The sequence below is a fragment of the Corynebacterium sp. UMB6689 genome, from assembly GCF_030215295.1.
In the GTDB taxonomy this organism is placed as follows: Bacteria; Actinomycetota; Actinomycetes; order Mycobacteriales; family Mycobacteriaceae; genus Corynebacterium; species Corynebacterium aurimucosum.
Map to the genome: position 1 here is coordinate 23,189 of NZ_JASOLS010000006.1, position 20,043 is coordinate 43,231.

The 20,043-nt window shown below is 62.2% G+C and carries 15 protein-coding genes; 5 read left to right on the forward strand and 10 right to left on the reverse strand.

The window, feature by feature from the left end; all coding sequences use genetic code 11:
* Window positions 1–67: 67 nt before the first annotated feature.
* The 8 genes from QP363_RS04630 to QP363_RS04665 form a co-directional block, all read right to left on the reverse strand.
* On the reverse strand, window positions 68–1,291 hold the full coding sequence (locus QP363_RS04630) for a glycosyltransferase 87 family protein (protein ID WP_070645519.1): 1,224 nt from the start codon (window positions 1,289–1,291) through the stop codon (window positions 68–70).
* Between the two features lie 88 nt (window positions 1,292–1,379).
* Window positions 1,380–1,760, reverse strand: a complete 381-nt coding sequence (locus QP363_RS04635) for a monovalent cation/H(+) antiporter subunit G (RefSeq protein WP_070445814.1) — start codon at window positions 1,758–1,760, stop codon at window positions 1,380–1,382.
* Window positions 1,757–2,029: a monovalent cation/H+ antiporter complex subunit F gene (locus tag QP363_RS04640; RefSeq protein ID WP_010188770.1), complete on the reverse strand. Its 273-nt coding sequence runs from the start codon at window positions 2,027–2,029 to the stop codon at window positions 1,757–1,759. The genes QP363_RS04635 and QP363_RS04640 overlap by 4 nt, the downstream gene beginning before the upstream one ends.
* Window positions 2,029–2,547 (reverse strand): Na+/H+ antiporter subunit E, encoded by a 519-nt coding sequence (locus QP363_RS04645; RefSeq protein ID WP_070445817.1) that lies wholly within the window; start codon window positions 2,545–2,547, stop codon window positions 2,029–2,031. Before QP363_RS04645 ends, QP363_RS04640 begins: the two co-directional genes overlap by 1 nt.
* The gene (locus QP363_RS04650; protein WP_284763030.1) at window positions 2,544–4,340 is read right to left on the reverse strand and encodes a Na+/H+ antiporter subunit D; all 1,797 of its coding nucleotides are present in this window, start codon (window positions 4,338–4,340) and stop codon (window positions 2,544–2,546) included. Before QP363_RS04650 ends, QP363_RS04645 begins: the two co-directional genes overlap by 4 nt.
* Window positions 4,333–4,833: a Na(+)/H(+) antiporter subunit C gene (locus QP363_RS04655; protein WP_070445823.1), complete on the reverse strand. Its 501-nt coding sequence runs from the start codon at window positions 4,831–4,833 to the stop codon at window positions 4,333–4,335. The genes QP363_RS04650 and QP363_RS04655 overlap by 8 nt, the downstream gene beginning before the upstream one ends.
* The gene (locus QP363_RS04660; protein ID WP_284763032.1) at window positions 4,833–7,748 is read right to left on the reverse strand and encodes a Na+/H+ antiporter subunit A; all 2,916 of its coding nucleotides are present in this window, start codon (window positions 7,746–7,748) and stop codon (window positions 4,833–4,835) included. Before QP363_RS04660 ends, QP363_RS04655 begins: the two co-directional genes overlap by 1 nt.
* Window positions 7,749–7,977: 229 nt before the next feature.
* Entirely contained in the window at window positions 7,978–9,345 is a 1,368-nt protein-coding gene (locus tag QP363_RS04665; RefSeq protein ID WP_284763033.1) for a dipeptidase, read from the reverse strand.
* Between the two features lie 96 nt (window positions 9,346–9,441).
* On the opposite strand from QP363_RS04665, the gene QP363_RS04670 reads away from it, so the two are divergent.
* From QP363_RS04670 to ppk2, 5 genes are all read left to right on the forward strand, one after another.
* Window positions 9,442–11,415 carry an OPT family oligopeptide transporter gene (locus tag QP363_RS04670; protein ID WP_284763035.1) on the forward strand — a complete coding sequence of 658 codons (1,974 nt, stop codon included), beginning with the start codon at window positions 9,442–9,444 and terminating at the stop codon, window positions 11,413–11,415.
* A 257-nt stretch (window positions 11,416–11,672) separates the two neighbouring features.
* Complete coding sequence (groL, locus tag QP363_RS04675) at window positions 11,673–13,319, forward strand: chaperonin GroEL (RefSeq protein ID WP_070445838.1); 1,647 nt, start codon at window positions 11,673–11,675, stop codon at window positions 13,317–13,319.
* A gap of 495 nt (window positions 13,320–13,814) precedes the next feature.
* Window positions 13,815–13,997: a PorH family porin gene (locus QP363_RS04680; RefSeq protein WP_284763037.1), complete on the forward strand. Its 183-nt coding sequence runs from the start codon at window positions 13,815–13,817 to the stop codon at window positions 13,995–13,997.
* A gap of 59 nt (window positions 13,998–14,056) precedes the next feature.
* Window positions 14,057–14,161 (forward strand): porin, encoded by a 105-nt coding sequence (locus QP363_RS04685; protein WP_284763038.1) that lies wholly within the window; start codon window positions 14,057–14,059, stop codon window positions 14,159–14,161.
* A gap of 393 nt (window positions 14,162–14,554) precedes the next feature.
* Window positions 14,555–15,454, forward strand: a complete 900-nt coding sequence (gene ppk2 / locus QP363_RS04690) for a polyphosphate kinase 2 (protein ID WP_010188788.1) — start codon at window positions 14,555–14,557, stop codon at window positions 15,452–15,454.
* 83 nt (window positions 15,455–15,537) lie between these two features.
* On the opposite strand, the gene QP363_RS04695 is transcribed toward ppk2, so the two are convergent.
* Window positions 15,538–19,449 carry a Pls/PosA family non-ribosomal peptide synthetase gene (locus QP363_RS04695; protein WP_284763174.1) on the reverse strand — a complete coding sequence of 1,304 codons (3,912 nt, stop codon included), beginning with the start codon at window positions 19,447–19,449 and terminating at the stop codon, window positions 15,538–15,540.
* Window positions 19,450–19,524: 75 nt separating this feature from the next.
* Window positions 19,525–20,001 (reverse strand): MarR family winged helix-turn-helix transcriptional regulator, encoded by a 477-nt coding sequence (locus QP363_RS04700; RefSeq protein WP_070546251.1) that lies wholly within the window; start codon window positions 19,999–20,001, stop codon window positions 19,525–19,527.
* Window positions 20,002–20,043: the final 42 nt, after the last annotated feature.

Consider the following 20,043-nt stretch of genomic DNA (forward strand, 5'->3'; position numbering starts at 1 on the left):
TGTAGAACACGAGTTTTCGAGCCACTATTTACGAAAACGTACCTTGTCAAGACCTGGCGAACCGCCCCTAGCTCTTCTCCGCCACGCGCTTGCGCGGCGCGACGAAGCCCCACACGGCGTAGACGGCGATAAAGACGATGCAAGACAGCGTCCACAGCGAGGTCGCCCACGGCTGGAAGGATTCGATCGCGTCGAGGTTGGCCGTGGACATGGTGAACCACACCGGGACCGACATGAAGGGCAGTGACACCACGAACAGGGCCGCCACGGAGGCAAGACCGGCGAGCTGCTCGCCGAACTTCCCGGATAGCCGAGCAGTTAGCGCCTGGTTGACTGATACGAAGACCATGACCACGAAGGGGATGGTCCACACGAAGTGGTGGTACCACGAGAAGGGGGAGACCAAGCAGGTGCTCAGGCCAGTTAGCGCGAAGGCCGCGGTACGGTTGCCGCGCAGGTATGCGGTGCGCAGCGCCAGGCAGGTAAGCGCGAAGACCACGATGACCGCCAACAGCCACCAGATGCCGCCATCGATGCCGAGCTCGCGGAACATAAGCGAGCGCAGCGACTTTGCTCCGGGGTTGGCATGCTCGCCCACGCGGGAAGAATTGAACATGGCATCGGTCCAGAAATCCATCGCATCGGGTACGAAGAGGAAGCCGAGCACCACGGTCACCAAGAAGGTGATGACCGCCCCCGCGGCGGCCCACCAGCGCTTCTCAAAAAGCAAGGCCAGCCCCATATAGGCCGGGGTCAGCTTGATGCCCGCGGCCAGTCCAATTCCCACGCCCGGCAGGCGGTGCTTAAGCGGCAGGAAATCCAAGGCCACGAGCAGCATCAAGAAGACGTTGACCTGCCCGTAGTACAGCGACCCGTGCATCGCCTCATTCGCCGGGGTGAGCGCGGTAAGCAGCACGGCGACGAGTACCGCGGCCGGGGTCATCTTCACGCCCCGCTCGCGGAAGATCATGACGACGATCGCCAGCACCGCTAGGAACATGAGCGAGGGCCAGATAATGGTCAGCGCACCCTTGCTGAAGAAGGGCAAAACCTTGAACAGCAGGCCCGCGAACGGCGGGTAGGTGAAGGGGAATTGGAAGATATAGGGGGCGTCGTAAAGCAGGCCGCCCGTGTTGAGGTCCTCGCCCGCCATGCGGTAGATGGAGAGGTCGAAGGGGAGGATGTAGGTGAAGGAGTGGGGTCCATCGTATTGGCTGAACTTGTACACCATCACAGCGATGCCCAGTGCGAGGACAGCGCATATCGTTGGTACGCCTTGCAGCTTTTTCACGTCGACTCTCCTCGAATGAGCACCTATTATTGCCTTTAGCAGCCTATATTAATGCTCCCTCTTTTCCTGGGAGAAGGGGCCCGTGTCCTTACTTTCGGCGCAGGGAACGCGCGGCGGGGGCCTCGTTGCGCAGCATCGAATCCGGCGTGCCGTACAGGCCCTCGCGGCGAGCGATACGCGTGGTTCTTTGTGCGGTCACCGGGCTGGTGATCATGGCGAAAAGGACAAGCAGCACCAGGATGCCCAAGTCGCCGCGCTCAGCCACGCTGAAGCTTTCCGAACCCGTCACCTTGATGATGGCGCCCAGAATGGTGAAGATGAGCCCCGTGGTCTGTGGTTTAGCGATGGCATGCACGCGCGCCATCGTGTCCCCAAACCGTGCCACTCCAATCGCGGCCGCCAGAATGAGTATCGAGCCGACGAGGATGAGGATGATGGAGAGGACATCGGCAATCAGTGCGTAACTCATGAATCCCTCTTCCTGAAGCGAGTAACGGAGACCGTCGAAATGAATCCGAGGAGCGCCACGACCAGCATCGCGTTGGAGACTGTGGTGTCCAAGGTCCAACAGATATAGGTGGCCAGGGCGCATTGGAACATGGCCACGAGCCCGTCCATGGCGATGAGCCGGTCGAGCGAGTTGGGGCCGATAACGATGCGCCACGTGGTGATGAGGAAGGCCACCACGAGGAAGCCCGCGGCCACGGTGAGCAGGATGTTATACACGTCAGTATCCATCAGGGGTGGCTCCTTTCGAAGATGGCAATCATATCGGCTTCCAGCTTGCGCACCGCCGCGATCTCCCGCTCCAAGTGTTCCTCAGAGTCAGCGTTGAGGAGATGGATGGTGAGCATGCGGTTGGCAATATCGATATCGGACACCGTGCCGCCCGGCTGCAGGTTATACAAGCTCACCGCCAGCGCGAGAACGAACTCGTTCTCCACGCGCATCGGCAACTTCACAATCGCGGTCTTCGGCACTTCCTGCGGGCGCACCGCCAGCCAGCCAACCTTGAGGGAAGCTTCCATTAACTCCACAAACCACTGCGCCATGAAGATGAAAAGCTTGCCCCAGCTCACCGAAATTCCTGCCACGGGCATGGCCGGCAGCGGTAGCGCGAAGACGATGAACAGGCTGGCAAGCAGCCCGCCTGCCAGGTTCGCCACGGTGACTTCGCCCATGAGCATGCACCACATGACGATGATCCACACCATGAACCAGGGCCGGAAGCGGTGCTTAATCCCGGCAAATCTCATCGCGATACCTCCTTTTCATCCTTGCGCACGGTGGTGGGCAGAGCGGGCGTGGCGCTTGGCGACGTCCTCGTTGTCGGCGCCACCGGCTCCGGATCCGGGATGGGCTCGCTCCGGTTCTTGCGGGAATCCGCGCCCTCCTCGTAGCGCTCGGCGGGGTCTAGGTGGCGCGTCGGGGCCTCGGCGGAATCACCCAGCACGGCATAACGGTAGATGGAATCATCCTGCGCCGAGGTGGCCGCGCGGGTGGTGACACCGGAGATGGGGCCTGCCAGGAAGGACATCGACACCGAGGCGATGACGAGTAGGGACGTGGAGGCCAGCATGCCGAAGGGCACGCGGCCGACATCATCGCGATCTGCCAGTTCGACGTATTCGGTGACCTCGCCCAGCGGGGAAGGACGCACCATGGCGAGGTTGCCCTCGGGGGCGTCGCCGCGGTCACGCAGGAAGCCCTTGGCCCAGACGAGCACCATGACATACAAGGTGAGCAGGGAGGTGACCACCGCGCCGCCGATGAGGACCCAGGACATCCACGAGCCCTCGTTCGCGCCGGCTTGGAGCAGCATGATTTTGCCCAGGAAGCCGGAGAAGGGCGGGATGCCACCCAGGTTCATGGCTGGGATGAAGTACAAGATGGCGATGAGCGGCGCGGTGTAGATTAGCGAGCCCAAGCGCCGCAGCGAGGAGGTACCGGCCTGGCGTTCGATGAGGCCTACCACCAAGAAGAGCGCGGTCTGGACCAGAATGTGGTGCACGGCGTAGAAAATGGCGCCCGACAAACCTTGCGAGGTTCCGAGGGCAACGCCGAAAATCATATAGCCGATGTGGCTGACCAGCGTGAAGGACAGCAATCGCTTGATATCCGATTGGGCGATAGCACCCAAAATACCCACGAGCATCGTGGCCAACGCGACCCACATGAGCAGGCCATCCAGCCCTCCATCGGTGAAGATTGAGGTACGCGCGCGAATGATGGCGTAGACACCAACTTTGGTGAGCAGGCCCGCGAAGACCGCGGTGACGAGGGAAGGTGCGGTGGGGTAGGAGTCCGGCAGCCAGGCATCCAACGGGAAGACGGCCGCCTTAATGCCGAAGGCAATGAGCAGCACGGCGAACACTGCGGAGCGGGTACCCGCCGGGATATCCTCCATCCGGATGCCAATCTGGGCCATGTTCATCGTGCCCACCGTGGCGTAGATATAAGCCAAGGCCAGCACGAAGATGAGCGAGGAGGCCATGGAGACCATGACGTAGCCCACGCCGGCCCGCACGCGTGCGGGCGAGGCGCCGAGGGTCAGCAGCACATAGGAGGCCACGAGGAAGATTTCGAAGCCCACGTAGAGGTTGAACAAGTCACCGGCCAGGAAGGACACGTTCACGCCCATGGTTAGCAACATGTAGGTGGGCAGGAAGGTCGCCACCGGCTCGTCCTTAGTGCCGTCGCGCACGCCCTGTGAAATGGCGTACCACATGACGGAGAACAGGACGACGGAGGAGGTAAAGAGCATGACCGTGGACAAACGGTCCGCCACCAGCGTGATGCCCACTGGGGCGTCCCAGCCGCCCACCTGCAGGGTTTGAATGCCGGTGGTATCCGCGATGAAAATCAGAGCGGCATTCACGGTGGCGAGCGTGAGCAGGGAGAAGAAAGCGATGCGGCGCTGCGCATTGGCATTGCGTGCACAAAGCATCGCTAGCGCGGCAGCCAAGGCCGGGATGATGATCGGCAGGGGGATCAGGTAGCTGATATAGGGCAGCAGCAGATCCACCAGGGGTGAGATGGTGTCACTCATCGGTGGCCTCCTTCACGGGAGCCTCGAAGAATTCGGGGCCAAATTTATCGCCTTCCTTGGTGTTGCGGCCGGTGGTCGGGTCATTGGAGGCGTCATGGTCGGGGGCAGCCGAGGCGTTGCCCGGACGTGAGGCAATCGCGGCGATGGCGGCGTCCTCGGTGTCATCCTCAATCACGTCCGCGGTGCGGTAGCGATATTGGCGGTAGGCCAAGGTGAGGATGAAGCCGGTCAGTGCCATCGAAATGACGATGGCCGTGAGGATCATCGCCTGGGCCAGTGGATCGGCGATGTCCTCGCCATAGGGCAAGGAGGTCCGGCCGTCGATTGGCGGTGAGCCCGCCTTGCCGCCAGCCATGAGCATGAAGAGGTTCGCGCCATTGCCCAGCAGCAAGATGCCGAGCAGCATCTTGGTCATGGCGCGGTCTAGCAATAAGTACACCCCGGCGCCGCAGAGCACGCCCGCAGCGAGCAGGAGCATGAGGTTGGCATCCATTAGGCGTGTCCTTTCTCTGCGGTGGCAGTGGTTTCTTTCTCTTTCGCCCGGCGTGACAGGGAACGGGCGCGGTCGCGGGCGCGCTGCTTACGCATCTCTTCTTCCTCATCGAGCTTGGCACCCAAGGAAGACAAGACATAGAGCGTGAGACCGACGACGATGAGGTAGACACCGGCGTCGAAAATGAGCGCCGACGGCAAGGAAACATCACCGATGAGCGGTACGCCGATCTTCGTGTACCCAGAGGTCAGTGGTGGATAGCCCAGGAGCATCGGGGTGATGACGGCGCTGAGGGAGAACAGCAGGCCTACCGCCATGGTGCGGCCGCCGTCGAGTGGCAGCGCCTCCTCGAGCTCCTCGCGGCCGCCCGCCAGGTAGCGCAGAATCAGCGCCAAGGCTGCCACGAGGCCGCCAGCAAAACCGCCGCCGGGGGCGTTGTGGCCGCCGAAGAAGAAGTACAGGGACAGCACCATCATCGAGGGGAAGAGAATACGGGTGCTCACGTCCACCATGAGCGAACGGTTGAGCGCCTTCTCCGATTCCACGCCTGCAGCCAGCCAGCGGCGCCCAGTGACCTGCAAGGTCGGGCGGCGGGAGGCGCGGGTAAAGCTTTGCGTGCGGAAAATTAACGAGGCAATACCCGTTGCGGCAATGACGAGCACCGTGATCTCGCCAAAGGTATCCCACGCACGCAGGTCCACGAGCAGGACGTTGACCGTGTTGGCGCCGTGGCCAATCTCCTTGGCCAACTCCGGCATGTAGTGCGAGATGGGTTCCTCGCGCCGGGCGTTGATAGCGAACATACCGATCACGGTGACGGCCAGGCCCACGCCGACTGCCAGCCAGGCGCGCAAGCGACCGGTTTTGGGCTCCTGCTTCCACTCGGTATTGGCCGGCATACGGCGCAGTACCAGCATGAAGAGCACCATGATGATGGTCTCCACAAGGAGCTGCGTTAGCGCCAGGTCCGGTGCGCCCTGTAGCGCGAAGATGAAAGACAAGGCGTAGCCGGTCACGCCGACGAGGATGACGCCCGAGAGGCGGTTATCCAGCACGGTGGCTGCGACAGCAGCGATGATGATGATCACCGCAGCGATGGCCTGCCAAGGGTTCTCAGCCACGATCATGTGCACGTTGGTGATATCACCGTTGATGAGCATGACGATGGGCAGCACCATGAGCGTAGCGAAAATGACCGTGAGGTTGAACTGCAGCGAACCGCGCTGGGTGGAGGCGGTGATGCGCAGGGAGAGCTGGCGTAGGGCGTTGATCACGGCGTCGTAGGAATCATCTGCCGAGCCCAGGGCCGGGTAGGTGAACTGGGCCTTCGTGAGCGCCTGGCGCTGCCAGTGCAGGAGGAAACCGGCGGCGACAATGACCACGGAAAGCAGCAGCGCGATGGTGAAGCCATGCCATAGGGCTAGTTCGGAAGCCTGCTCCGTCCCAAAAGTGTTGTCCAGGTGCTGCGTGATGCCGTGGGATAGCGGCAGCGGCCGCAGGCCAAAGAAGATGGTGAGCAAGGTCAGCACCGTCGGCGGGATCCACAGGAAGGGGCCGATGTGGTGCATGTGTGCCACTGCCTCCGAAGGCTCTTCCTGCCCCTTGGAGGAGAACGCACCCCACAAGAAGCGCAGGGCATAGGCCATCGTCAGCGCGGAGCCGACGACGACGGCAACGAGTAGCATGTTGCGCGGCATGCCGACGAGCAGCTCCTCGCCCATGATGGCTTCCAGCGTGGCTTCCTTGGACACGAAGCCCAGCAGCGGTGGAATACCCGCCATGGACATCGCGGGGAGGATAGCTAGGACATACAGCGCGGGGTTCTTCTTGCCCAGGCCCGCAAGCTTGTCGATGTCCCTCGTCCCCGTCGAATGGTCGATAGCACCGACGATCATGAAGAGCGCTGCCTTGAAGAGGGAATGCGCGAAAGTTAGCGCCAGTCCTGCCTGCATGGCCTCGCGGGATCCGATGGCGATGATGGCGGTGATAAAGCCCAGCTGTGAGACGGTGCCATAAGCCAAAACCAGCTTCAGGTCACGCTGCTTGAGCGCCATCCAGCCGCCGAGCAGCATGGTGAAGGCGCCCAGGGGGATGACCACGAGGTGCCAGGTAGGAATGTCATGCACCGAGGGAGCGAGGCGCGCGACGAGGTAGATACCGGCCTTCACCATCGCTGCGGAGTGCAGGTAAGCCGAGACTGGGGTCGGCGCGGCCATGGCGCCGGGCAGCCAGAAGTGGGCCGGGGCGATGGCGGACTTGGAGAGCGCACCGCAGAGAATCAGCACGATCGCCACGGTGAGGTAGGGGGTGTTGGCGAGGTCTTCGGTGGCGGCGATACCGCTGAAAGACCACGCGCCGGTCTGGCGGCCGAGGAGGGTGATACCGACCAGCATGGCGAGGCCGCCCAGAACGGTCACCATGAGCGCCTGTTGCGCTGATCGACGCGACGAGGCGCGCTCGCCGTAATAGCTCACCAAGAGGAAAGACAGCAGGGAGGTGATTTCCCAAAAGACGTAGAGCAGCAGGAAATTATCGGAAATGACCAGGCCATACATGGCCGTGGCAAAGCCCACCATCTGGCCACCAAAGAGGGCAAGGCGGCGCCGAGGATGGTCGAAATAGCCCCAGCAATAAAGCAAGACCAGCGCGCCTACTCCCAAGATGATGAGGCTGAATAACGCAGAAAGCGCATCCATGCGGAAGCTGATATTGAGGTGCGCGGCTGGCATCCAGTTGAGGTCATAAGCCAGCTGGTTTCCGTTGCGCAGCGTGCCAGTGGTGAGCTGCTGGAGTACCCAGAAGAAGCCGACCGCGGGCGCGATTGCCAAGAGCCCGAAGGCGCGGCGGCCAAGGTAGAAAATGAGGAATGGAGCGGCGATGGATGCGACGACCAAGGCGCAAAAGAGAGTGAGCACGAGGTTGCGGTGGCGTCCTTTCCTTGTCGGGGGACTGGGTTAAACCCACCGCGCTGGCGGGCGTTCACTAATGCTCACGATACAGTCTGAAATCCCAGTTTTCACATTTTCGTTTCATACAGTTATATATGCGTCTCCTGTTGGCGTTCCGCCACCTCGCCAACCGCCTAGCTCAGGAGAAGAGAGACCAACGCCCGGCGCATCCTGTGGCTGGGCGTTGGACTGGAGCCTAGGCGAAGCGCTGGAGGAAGAGCGCTTCAGCGATGGCGATCTTTTCAATTTCGCCCGGGTCGACCGACTCATTGGCGGAGTGGATGGTGCACTGCGGCTCCTCGACGCCAAAGAGCGCGATCTCGGCATTCGGGTGCTTCTCCTGCAGCTCCACGGTCAGCGGGATGGATCCGCCCATGCCCTGGGTGATGGTCTCGGCCCCGAAAGCCTCGCCGAGGCACTCGCCGAGCAGAGCCACGGCGGGCTTTGCCGGATCGGTTTCGAATCCCAGGTTGGCCTCCAGGATGGTGACCTCGATGTGTGCGCCCCACGGGACGTGCTTCTTCAGGTGCTCGGCCACGGCCTCCGCGGTGGCGCGGGGATCCATGGTGGCGGGGGTGCGCAGGTTGATATTGGCCTCAGCGGTAGCGGGCACGGCGTTGACGGCCTCGGCCACCGGGGTAGAGGTAAAGCCGGTCACCGTCACCGCCGGGCGGGCCCAAATCATATCCGCGATGGCGGTGGCACCGGCCGGAACCTTCGCGCCCATCACCTCGGTGCCCTCGAGCATCTGGGCATCCGAGCGGAAGTTTTCCTCGCTGTAGGCGGTGTCTTGGCCCTCGGCCAGCGGCCAGGTGCCCGCACAATCGACGCCGTCGATAGTCGTGCGGCCGTACTCATCCGTCAGGGAATCCAGCGCGCGCATGAGCGCCTTGACGGCGTCGGGAGCCGCGCCACCGAACTGGCCGGAGTGCACAGCAGAATGGAGGGTGGAGACCTTGACGTTGATCTGGGATCCGCCGCGAAGGGAGGTCGTCAGCGTCGGCACGCCCACCTTAGCGTTGCCGGCATCGGCGATGAGGATGGCGTCGGCAGCAAAGAGCTCCGGGCGCTCCTCGATGAGCGCGGACAGGCCCTCGCCGCCGCGTTCCTCAGAACCCTCAATAAGCACGGTGAGGTTGAGGTCGGTTCCACCGTGAGCGTCGAGTGCGCGCAGGGCCGCTAGGTGCATAGCGACGTTGCCCTTGCAGTCCGCGGCGCCGCGGCCGTACCAGCGGCCATCGCGCTCGGTCAGCGTGAAGGGATCGGAGCCCCAGGCCTCCGGGTTGCCGGCGGGCACGACATCATAGTGCGAGTAGAGCAGCACCGTCTTCGCGCCTTCCTTGCCGGGGCGCTTGGCGACGATCGCCGTGGAACCATCAGCAGTGGTGATGGCTTCGGGGGTGAAGCCGACGTCGACAAGCGCGGCGTGAACCCACTCCGCCGCCTTTGCAGTCTGCTCCTCTAGGCCCGGCTCGTTGTGGACGGAATTGAAGGAGACGAGCTCCTTGAGCTGCTGGAAAATGGTATCGCGGTCGTTGCTGACAAACTCAGAAATCTTGGTCATGCCCTCCAACCTACTCGTATCCCCGAATCGGTCTATCGACAAGTAGGGAGTAATATATCCCGGGTTCTAGTAACTATTCCTTAGAAAGGACCTGACATGGCGACGACGACCGCCGAAGGTTCCCAGTCCACGCTCCGCGAGCTCACGCTGCGCGGCATTATTATCGGTGGCCTCATCACTCTGATCTTTACTGCCGCCAACGTGTATCTCGGCCTTAAAGTAGGACTGACATTTGCCACGTCCATTCCTGCCGCCGTGATTTCCATGGCGGTGCTGCGCCGCTTTGCCGGGCACAACGTCAAAGAGAACAACATTGTGCAGACCATCGCGTCGGCAGCCGGTACCTTGTCCGCCATCATCTTCGTGCTCCCAGGCCTGGTGATGGTGGGCTACTGGCAGGGCTTTTCCTTCATCGATACCGCCGCGGTGTGCGCCATCGGTGGTGTGCTCGGCGTGATGTACTCCATCCCGCTCCGCCGCGCGCTGGTGACGGGCTCGGACCTGCCCTACCCGGAGGGTGTGGCCGCGGCCGAGGTCCTCAAGGTGGGCGATAGCTCCGGTGAGGACGGCGAAGCCGCCCACGAGGAAAACGCGAAGGGCCTGCGCGTCATCGTCTTTGGCGGCATCCTCTCCGCGTTTATGGCTTTACTGGCAGCAATGAAGGCGGCTGCCTCCGAGGTGGCCACCTACTTCAAATTCGGCTCAGGTGCGACGACGCTAGGCACCTCCCTGTCGCTGGCGCTGGTCGGCGTGGGCCACCTTGTCGGACTGGCCGTCGGTATCGCCATGCTCGTCGGCGTGGTTATTTCCTACCTCATCCTGCTGCCCATCCTCACCGGTGGTGAGGGTCTGGGAGATCCGGCCGCCATCATGGAGACCGTCGATACGGTCTTCTCCGATAGGATCCGCTTCATCGGCGTGGGCACCATGGCCATCGCCGCCGTGTGGACGCTGATTAAGATTACGGGTCCGATTGCCAAGGGCATGGCTGAGTCCTTCGCCTCCTCCCGCAACCGCAAGGATGGCCAGCAAGTGGCAGTGGAGGAGCGCGATATTCCAGCGCCCTATGTCATTGGCACCATCTTGGTCCTGATGATTCCGATTGGACTTTTGCTGTGGAACTTCGTGTGCGGTACCGATATTCACGATCACATGGCCGTCCTGATCACGGTCTCCGTGCTCTTCACCTTGCTGGTGGGCCTCGTTATCGCGTCGGTGTGCGGCTACATGGCTGGCCTGATTGGTGCCTCTAACTCGCCGATTTCCTCTATTGGCATCATCGCGGTCATCGCCGCGGCGCTGCTGATTGCCGCCGTGACCCGCGGTACGGATGCGGAGCCGCTCTCGCTTGTGGCCTACACGCTGTTTACCGCGGCCATTGTCTTCGGCATTGCGACTATTTCCAATGACAACCTGCAGGACCTCAAGACTGGTCAGCTGGTTGGGGCAACGCCATGGAAGCAGCAGGTAGCACTCATCATCGGTGTCCTTTTCGGTTCCCTGGTGATTCCGCCGATTCTGCAGGTCATGCTCACCGGCTTTGGCTTCCAGGGCATGGAGGGCGCCGGCGAGGATGCGCTGGCTGCACCGCAGGCTGCGCTGATGTCCTCGGTGGCCTCCGGTATCTTTGATAGCTCTCTGCCATGGGATCTTATCGGTCTGGGCGCGGCCATTGGTGCCGTCATCATCATTGTGGACGAGTGCCTGCGCCACTTCACCGACAAGTACTCCTTGTCCCCGCTGGCTGTGGGCATGGGCATGTACCTGCCGGCGGCGATCACCATCGTGGTGCCGATTGGCGCTATCTTGGGCTACTTCTACAACCGTTGGGCGGCACGCCAGTCCAAGCCGGACTTTGTCAAGCGCATGGGTACGTTGCTGGCCACCGGCCTCATCGTCGGTGAGTCCCTCTTCGGCGTGGTCAACGCCGGCATTATCGCGGCCTCGGCCGGCGACTCCCCGCTGGAGATCTTCGAGGGCGGCACGGCAGCCAAGTTCATCGGCGTCATCCTCTTCATTGGCGGTATCGCCGCGGCTTATAAGTGGACGGCGAAGAAAGCTGCTTCTTAAGACAGCGTGATTGGTTCTTTTTAGCGGGCGGTGCGAAAGCACCGCCCGTTCGCTTATAGCGTTCGTGTTGAACCTTGCAGTCGGTAGGCCTGAGTGCCAGAATGGTCGCTAGCACTTCCACATGGCAAGTGCCAGAAATAAACAGAGTCATCTATGTGGTTGGGGCTGGAGAACACTCGCCAGCCGTGCCGTCGCGGGCGTCCGTCATAGATCAGACGTGAGTGTCGTCCTCAACAAAGCTTAAGGAGCACAAACACATGGCAAAGATTATTGCCTTCGATGAAGAGGCACGTCGCGGCCTCGAGCGTGGTCTCAACACGCTTGCCGATGCCGTCAAGGTCACCCTCGGCCCCAAGGGCCGCAACGTCGTCCTGGAGAAGTCCTGGGGCGCCCCGACCATTACCAACGACGGTGTCTCCATCGCGCGCGAGATCGAGCTCGAGGACCCGTACGAGAAGATCGGCGCTGAGCTGGTTAAGGAAGTAGCTAAGAAGACTGATGACGTCGCCGGTGACGGCACCACCACCGCTACCGTTCTGGCACAGGCTCTCGTGCGTGAGGGCCTGCGCAACGTAGCCGCTGGTTCCAACCCGATGGGTATTAAGCGCGGCATTGAGGCCGCCACCAAGAAGGTTGTTGACTCCCTGCTCTCCTCCGCAAAGGAAGTAGAGACCCAGGAAGAGATCGCCACCACTGCAGGTATCTCCGCCGCTGACCCGGCAATCGGCGAGAAGATCGCCGAGGCTATGTACACCGTGGGCAACGGCTCCGTGAACAAGGATTCCGTTATCACCGTTGAGGAGTCCAACACCTTCGGCGTGGACCTTGAGGTCACTGAAGGTATGCGCTTCGACAAGGGCTACATCTCCGGCTACTTCGCTACCGACATGGAGCGCCAGGAGGCAGTCCTCGAGGATCCGTACATCCTGCTGGTTTCCTCCAAGATCTCCAACATCAAGGACCTCGTCCCGCTGCTGGAGAAAGTCATGCAGACCGGCAAGCCGCTGCTGATTATCGCTGAGGATGTCGAGGGCGAGGCCCTGTCCACCCTCGTGGTCAACAAGATCCGCGGCACCTTCAAGTCCGTTGCTGTGAAGGCACCGGGCTTCGGTGACCGCCGCAAGGCCACCCTGCAGGACATGGCTATCCTCACCGGCGGCCAGGTTATCTCCGAAGAGGTTGGCCTCTCCCTGGAGACCGCTGAGATCGAGTACCTTGGCCAGGCACGCAAGGTTGTCGTGACCAAGGATGAGACCACCATCGTTCAGGGTGCCGGCTCCCAGGAGCAGATCGACGGCCGTATCAAGCAGATCCGTGCCGAGATCGAGAACTCCGACTCTGACTACGACCGCGAGAAGCTGCAGGAGCGCCTGGCCAAGCTGGCCGGCGGCGTGGCAGTCCTCAAGGTTGGTGCCGCTACCGAGGTTGAGCTCAAGGAGCGCAAGCACCGCATCGAGGATGCCGTGCGCAACGCTAAGGCTGCCGTAGAAGAGGGCATCGTCGCCGGTGGTGGCGTGGCTCTGCTGCAGGCAGCCGAGGTTCTGGATTCCCTCTCGGACCTCACCGGTGACGAGGCTACTGGCGTCAAGATCGTGCGCGAGGCACTCTCTGCTCCGCTGAAGCAGATTGCTCAGAACGCTGGTCTGGAGCCGGGTGTTGTCGCTGACAAGGTTGCCTCCCTGCCGGCTGGCCAGGGACTCAACGCCGCTTCTGGCGAGTACGTGGACCTGATGGCTGCGGGCATCAACGACCCGGTGAAGGTCACCCGCTCCGCGCTGCAGAACGCTGCGTCCATCGCAGCCCTGTTCCTGACCACCGAGGCGGTTGTGGCTGATAAGCCGGAGCCGGCCGGTGCAGGCGCTGGCATGCCGGACGCTGACGCAATGGGCGGTATGGGCTTCTAGTCCTTAGCTTCCCGGCCTGAAGTGCATTGCGGCTTCAGGCCTTAGCAAATTACGAGCTCCCCACGGTTGACCGTGGGGAGCTTTCTTCCTCTTGAGACACTTTTGTGTCCTTATAGCACCCCGAATAGGGGTAATTCGGGGTGCTTCGGCGAAAAATATTTCGCGAGTTTACTCTGTAAAGCAAGCCTATGAATCGTGGTTCAGGGAGCTAACGTTACGTTCTGAGGAAGATTTCTTAAGCCTTCATTTCGAGCGCTCCCTATTTCTGCAGATAGGCGCGTTGTTGCAGGCTGGGTTAATAGAAGATGAATTAATAACCTGAAAAGTGATTCTGATTTTCGGAGCGCTTTGCGCGAAAAATCACCCACGAATTCACTTGCAATGTGTCAGTGGTGTGCCAAAATAGTTCCTTGTGACGCCCGCTGAGGGTGTCTGCAAAACCGCAAACCCCCTCCGGGCAATCTCTTTACCCGGACTTCACAAGAGGAGACCACAATGGATCTTTCTTTCATCGGTGACCAGCTCGGTAACTTCGCTACCTTCGCTGACGGCATCAAGAAGCTCTTCACCGGCTTCGCTGGCGTCTTCGATACCATCGCTGGCGCTGCTAAGCAGGGTGACTCCTACGAGTTTGCTCCTAAGACCGAGCAGTTCAACTGGATGTCCTCCACCAAGTAAACCTTACGTGCCTTAGGGCACGTCATACATAAGACCTTTAATTTCCAAGGAGAATTACAATGGGAATCCTTTCCTCCACCGGTATCATCGGCGATATCCTCTCTGTTCTGTACAGCCTGGGCGACATGGCTTCCGGCGCTTCCAAGCTGATCGGCCTGCTCTAAAAAGCACGCTGCTCACGCAGTACTAAGCGTTAACCCCGCTGACCCATTCTGGGCAGCGGGGTTTCGCATTTCTAAAATTCGCCGTCGGACGGATGCCTAGGACTGGGCCGCCGGACTGAGTTCGGCCAGCGCGGTGGCGTGGTACGTTTTCGCAAATAAGCCCCCGAAATCAGGCGGTTTCATGAGCTTGCGTGCGAAAACGTACCAAGACGGCGGCGGCCAGGTACGGATCGATCATTTAAGCCCCCAAATCTTCAACTTTCGGGGGCACTAATTGTTAGAAACGTACATTCTGGGCGGATGCTGCCGCCCATCGGGCATACGGGGGTAAATCACGCGGCTACAACTTCTTTTATCGCGCCAGATGTCTGCTTCCTAGATAGAATTAAAGGTATGGCTGACATTAAAGACGACGAACTCCCCGAGATCGACCTTGCGCAGACCGACGGCTACGTCGTCGATGACTCTGATGAAGATGATCCCTCGCTGATCATGCCGGATGGCTCGCCTGTCGAGACTTGGCGCGAGAACTACCCGTACGAGGAGCGCATGACGCGCGATGAGTACGAATCCATCAAGCGCGCCCTGCAGATTGAGCTGCTGAAATGGCAGAACTGGACGAAGGAAACCGGCCAGCGCCACATTATCCTCTTCGAGGGCCGCGATGCCGCGGGTAAGGGCGGCACCATTAAGCGTTTCAACGAGCACCTCAACCCGCGTGGTGCGCGCACCGTGGCGCTGGAGAAGCCTTCCCCGCGCGAGTCCACGTCGTGGTACTTCCAGCGCTATATTCAGCACTTCCCGTCCGGTGGTGAAATCGTTTTCTTCGACCGCTCCTGGTACAACCGCTCCGGTGTGGAGCGCGTCATGGGCTTCTGCACAGAGTCCCAGCACGCAGAGTTCCTGCGCGAGGTACCGATGCTGGAGAACATGCTCCTAGGCTCGGGTATCTCCCTGACTAAGCTATGGTTCTCCGTGACTCGCAAGGAACAGCGCACTCGCTTCGCTATTCGCCAGATTGACCCCGTCCGTCAGTGGAAGCTTTCGCCCATGGACCTAGCGTCCTTGGATAAGTGGGATGATTACACCCGCGCCAAGGAGGAGCAGTTCCGCTACACCGATACGGAAGAGTCTCCGTGGATCACCATTAAATCCAACGACAAGAAGCGTGCCCGCATCAACGCGATGCGCTACGTGCTCTCCAAGTTTGAGTACACCAACAAGGACCACGAGCTCGTTGACCAGGTGGATGACAAGATTGTCAAGCGCGGTCGCGACCAGATCGGTGACTAATCACGGCACCCCGACCGCTCATTAGCGAGTCAGGCATAAAAAGGAGGCGGCAGGTAAACCTGCCGCCTCCTTTATTTTTTTATCTATTTCTTCCAGGGCTCGATAGGGTTTCCCTGCCACTCGGAGTTGCCCGGGACTTGGTCGCCACGCATCACCAAGGAGCCGGGGCCAACCGTTGCCACGCTGCCGATGACCGAGGCCGGCAGCGCCACCGAATGCGAGCCCAGGGTAGCGCCGGCCTTGATGGTGACGGTATCTAGGCTCATGACGCGGTCCTGGAAGAGGTGCGTTTGCACCACGGTGCCCGGGCCGACGGACGCGCCTTCGCCCACAAAGCACAGGTCCGTCTCCGGGAACCAGTAGGAATCGATCCAGGCGCCGCGGCCAATCGTCACGCCCAGCGCGCGCAGGCCCTGGTTGATTTCGCCCATGCCATAGGTGTGAGTAAAGAACCACGGGGCGGCCACCGCCTCCACGAAGGTGTCCTGTAGCTCGTTGAGCCACACGAAGGCGGACCACAGAGGGTGATCGCCAGCGGTCTGCGTGCCCACGCAGATCCACTTGACCGCCACGGTGATCGCCATCGCGATGGCGCCCGCCACCATGAGGATGAGGCCGCCGAGGGCCCAGGCGGTGGCGATGCCGAGGGCGTCGGCAAGAGCGTAGAGCGATGCCAACGTGCCCGCCAGCAACATGGCCGAGGTCATCGGAGCCAGCAGGCGCATGGTTTCAATCGCACCACGCGCGGCCTTGACCCCAAAGCCCGGGTTATAGGTGAGGGATTCGCCCTCCACACCGTCCACGTGGGCCTCCACGCGGCGCATGCGCTCCGGCGGGGAACCCCACCAGTTAGCACCAGACTTGGTCTTCTTCGGCGTCGAGGAGAGCACGGCAACCAGCGAGTTCTTCGATAGTTTGCGTCCGGGTCCGGTGATGCCAGAGTTGCCCACGAAGGAACGCTTGCCCACCTTGGTCTCACCCGTGAGCATCCACCCGCCACCGAGCTCATAGCCGCCGATCATGGTGTCATCCGCCAGGAACGCACCGTCCTTGACCTCGGTGAGCTTGGGCACCATGACGGCCGTGGAAATCTCCACGTCCTTGCCAATCGTCGCGCCCAAGGAACGCAGCCACGCCGGGGTGAGCTGCGAGGCATAGATGGGGAAGAGCTGCGTGCGGGCCTCGTCCATGAGGCGCTCGATGGCCCACAGGCGCCAGCCCTTGGCGGAGCGCACCGGTGCCACACCGGGCTTGATACCCAGCGAGAGGATGCGCACGCCCAGCCAGGTTTGCAGCATGAAGGTGGTGAATGCCGCAAGCGCGCCCAGCGGGGCGAAGAAGATGGAGCCGACGAAGGCAGAGCCCTCGGTCACCGCGATGAGGGCAACGACCACGGCAGCACCCACGGCCAGCGCCACGATGGGCTGGAGGGCCAGAAGGATAGAAGTAGCGCCGTAGATGGCTACCCACCACGGGCGGCGCTTCGGGGCATGCGATGGGAAGCGGTGCTTGGAGCGGCCCACCTTCTTGGCAGGAGATCCGGACCAACGCTGGCCGTCCTTGATCTTCTTGCGCCCAGTGACGGTGGAGCCGGCCTCGACGTGGGCATCCTTGCCCACGACGGTGCCTGGAAGCAGCGTCGAGCGCGCGCCCACGCGAGCACCTTCCTTGACCTCAATGGCACCAACGTGCAGAACATCGCCGTCGAGCCAGTAGCCGGAGAGATCGACCTCGGGCTCAATTGCGGCGTGCTTGCCCAGGGTTAGCAGACCCGTTACAGGCGGCAGCGAGTGCAGGTCCACTCCGCGGCCCATCTTCACTCCCAGCGCGCGGGCATAGTTGTTGACCCACGTAGCACCCGCAATCGAGCGCGAGCCAGAAGCATCGGCCCAGCGCTCCGCTGCCCAAATGCGCAGGTGCGTGGAGCCGCCGCGCGGGTACTCGCCGGGCTGAATACCGGCGGTAATCAGCCGCGCGCCGAAACCACCGATGGGGATGCGGCCGATGGGGGTGACAAAGATGACGATAAGGAGGATGACCAGCCACCATGGCGTGGTCATGGCCCACTCCACGCCCAGCAGGTTCGCCAGGTTGGAGCCCAGCAGCAGCCAGGCCAGCCACGTCGTGGCGGCCAGCGTCATCACGGGGATCTGGATGAGTGTTTGCGCGAGGCGCGTGCCGGCGCCGACGGGCTTCACCTCGCGTGCGGGTCCGGCGTCCTCGACGGACTCGGCACCGGCAAGCTGCTCCGCCAGGGAACCCAGGCGCGGGTGGTCGTAGAGATCGCGCACGGCCACGGTGGGGAAGCGCTCGCGGATGCGGCCGACCAAGGTCGCCGCGGCCAGCGAGGTGCCGCCGAGGGAGAAGAAATCAGCGTTGACGTCCTCCACGGAAACACCCAGGGTGTCCACCCACAGCTCCGCCAGCCACTGCTCGGTGGGGTTGAGGCCGTCTGCCTCCACGCCCACTCCCGGCAGCGGCCACGGCAGGGCTTTCTTATCCACCTTGCCGGAGGTGCGAATCGGTAGCTCCTCCATGACGCAGATGCGCGGGACGAGCGCTGCCGGCATGGACTCCGCCAGGCGGGCGTGCGCGGCCTCGTGGTCGAAGCCGGCATCCGGGTCATCCAGGGAGACGTAGCCGACGAGCACGGACTCGCCGCCCGGTGTCTTCTGCACGGCCACGGCGGAGTTGTACACGTTCGGCAACGCGGCGACGTTAGCTTCGACCTCACCGAGTTCGATGCGGCGGCCACCAATCTTGACCTGGTCATCGACGCGACCCACAAAGTACAGGCCGTCCTCTTCCAGGCGCACGTGGTCACCGGTGCGGTAGGCGCGCTCCCAGCCCAGGGACTCCAGCGGCGCGTACTTCTCCGCATCCTTCACCGGGTCCAGGTAAGCAGCCAGGCCCACACCACCGATGACGAGCTCGCCCACCTCACCGATGTTCACGGGGACGCCGTGCTTGTCGACGACCACCAGGTCCCAGCCCTTCAGCGGCAACCCAATCGACACGGGCTTGCCCGGCAGCATGCGCTGCGCGCAGGCCACGACCGTGGCCTCGGTGGGGCCGTAGGTATTCCACATCTCGCGGTCCTCGGTGGCCAGGCGGTCCGTGAGCTCTTGGGAGCAGGCTTCGCCGCCGACGATGAGGAGGCGGATGTTGTCCAGGGCCTCGGCGGGCCAGAGGCCGGCCAAGGTTGGGACGGTGGAGACCACCGTGATGTCACGGCGAATCAGCCAGGGACCTAAGTCCATGCCGGAGCGCACCAGCGAGCGCGGGGCCGGAACCAAGCAGGCACCGTGGCCCCAGGCCAGCCACATTTCCTCGCAGGAGGCATCGAAGGCTACAGAAAGGCCAGCCAGGACGCGGTCCTCCGGACCGAGCGGACCGTGCGGGCTATCCACCAAAAAGAGGGCAGCCTCGGCATCAACGAAGGCGGCCGCGGAGCGGTGGCTTACGGCCACGCCCTTGGGCTTACCCGTTGAGCCGGAGGTGAAGATGATCCACGCGGTGTCTTCGGGTCGCGGTTCCTCGAAGGGGACGCCATCTCCACCGCCATCCTTTTCGTCGAACGCGGGGCGCGCCATCCGCGCCCCGCCCTCCCGCAACATGCGGAAACCTTCGTCGGTGAACACACCATCGATGTCGGCCTCGCCGAAGACCATCTCGGCGCGCTCGTCGGGGTCGTCGGCATCGACGGGCACGTAGGCCGCGCCGGCGGCGAGCGTGGCCAGGATGGCCAGGTAGAGCTCGCGCTTGCCCGAGGTCATGCGGATGCCGATGCGGTCGCCACGGCGCACACCGCTGGCGTGGAGTTCGGTGGCCCATGCGGAGACGTCGGCAAGCAGTTCGGCGTAGGTGAGGATTTCACCGTCGTCGAGGGCCGCGGCCTCGGGGAAGTGCGCGGCTGTGGTCTTAACGATATCCCAGAGGGTGCGCGCCGGTGCGGCCTCATCACCAAGGAGGTAGTGCTTGGGGACCTCGGGCATTACCGGGGTCTCGGGCTCGTCTGTGTGTAGGGCATGGCGGCCCCCTGTACTGGGAAGATTATCGGGTTCCGTCATTTAAGCATCACTGCTTTCTGTATCGGCAGGTGTGTCCGCCGCGATGATGGCGGTGGCCAGTTTGCGCAGGTGCTTGAGCTGCTTGTTGGTGGACGCGTCGAGGGCTTCGTCCTCGGCCTTCGCTACCAAAACGGTGAGCTCTTTGTGCGCCTTCACGCCTTTCTTGGTGGAGGCAATGATTTGGCGGCGGCGGTCCTTGGAGTCACGCTCACGCTTAACCCAATTGCGAGACTCCAGTGAATCCAGCAGGCGCACCATGTCGGAAGCGTCAATGGCCAAGGTTTCCGATAGTGCGGACTGGGAGGACGCGGCTTCCGCAACCAGGCAGGTGAGAACCCAGTACTCGCGCAGGGTGGTCTTCTGCGTTTGTAGTGCGGCCTCGACGCCTTCGCGGGTGCGGCGGCGGAGGCGCTCCAGCTGGAAGGAGGGGGACTCTAGGAGCGAGGTGGGAATCGATACGGAGTTAAAGGTAGGCATGCCGACGATACTACGCGCCTACCGTAGCAAACTTAAATCATG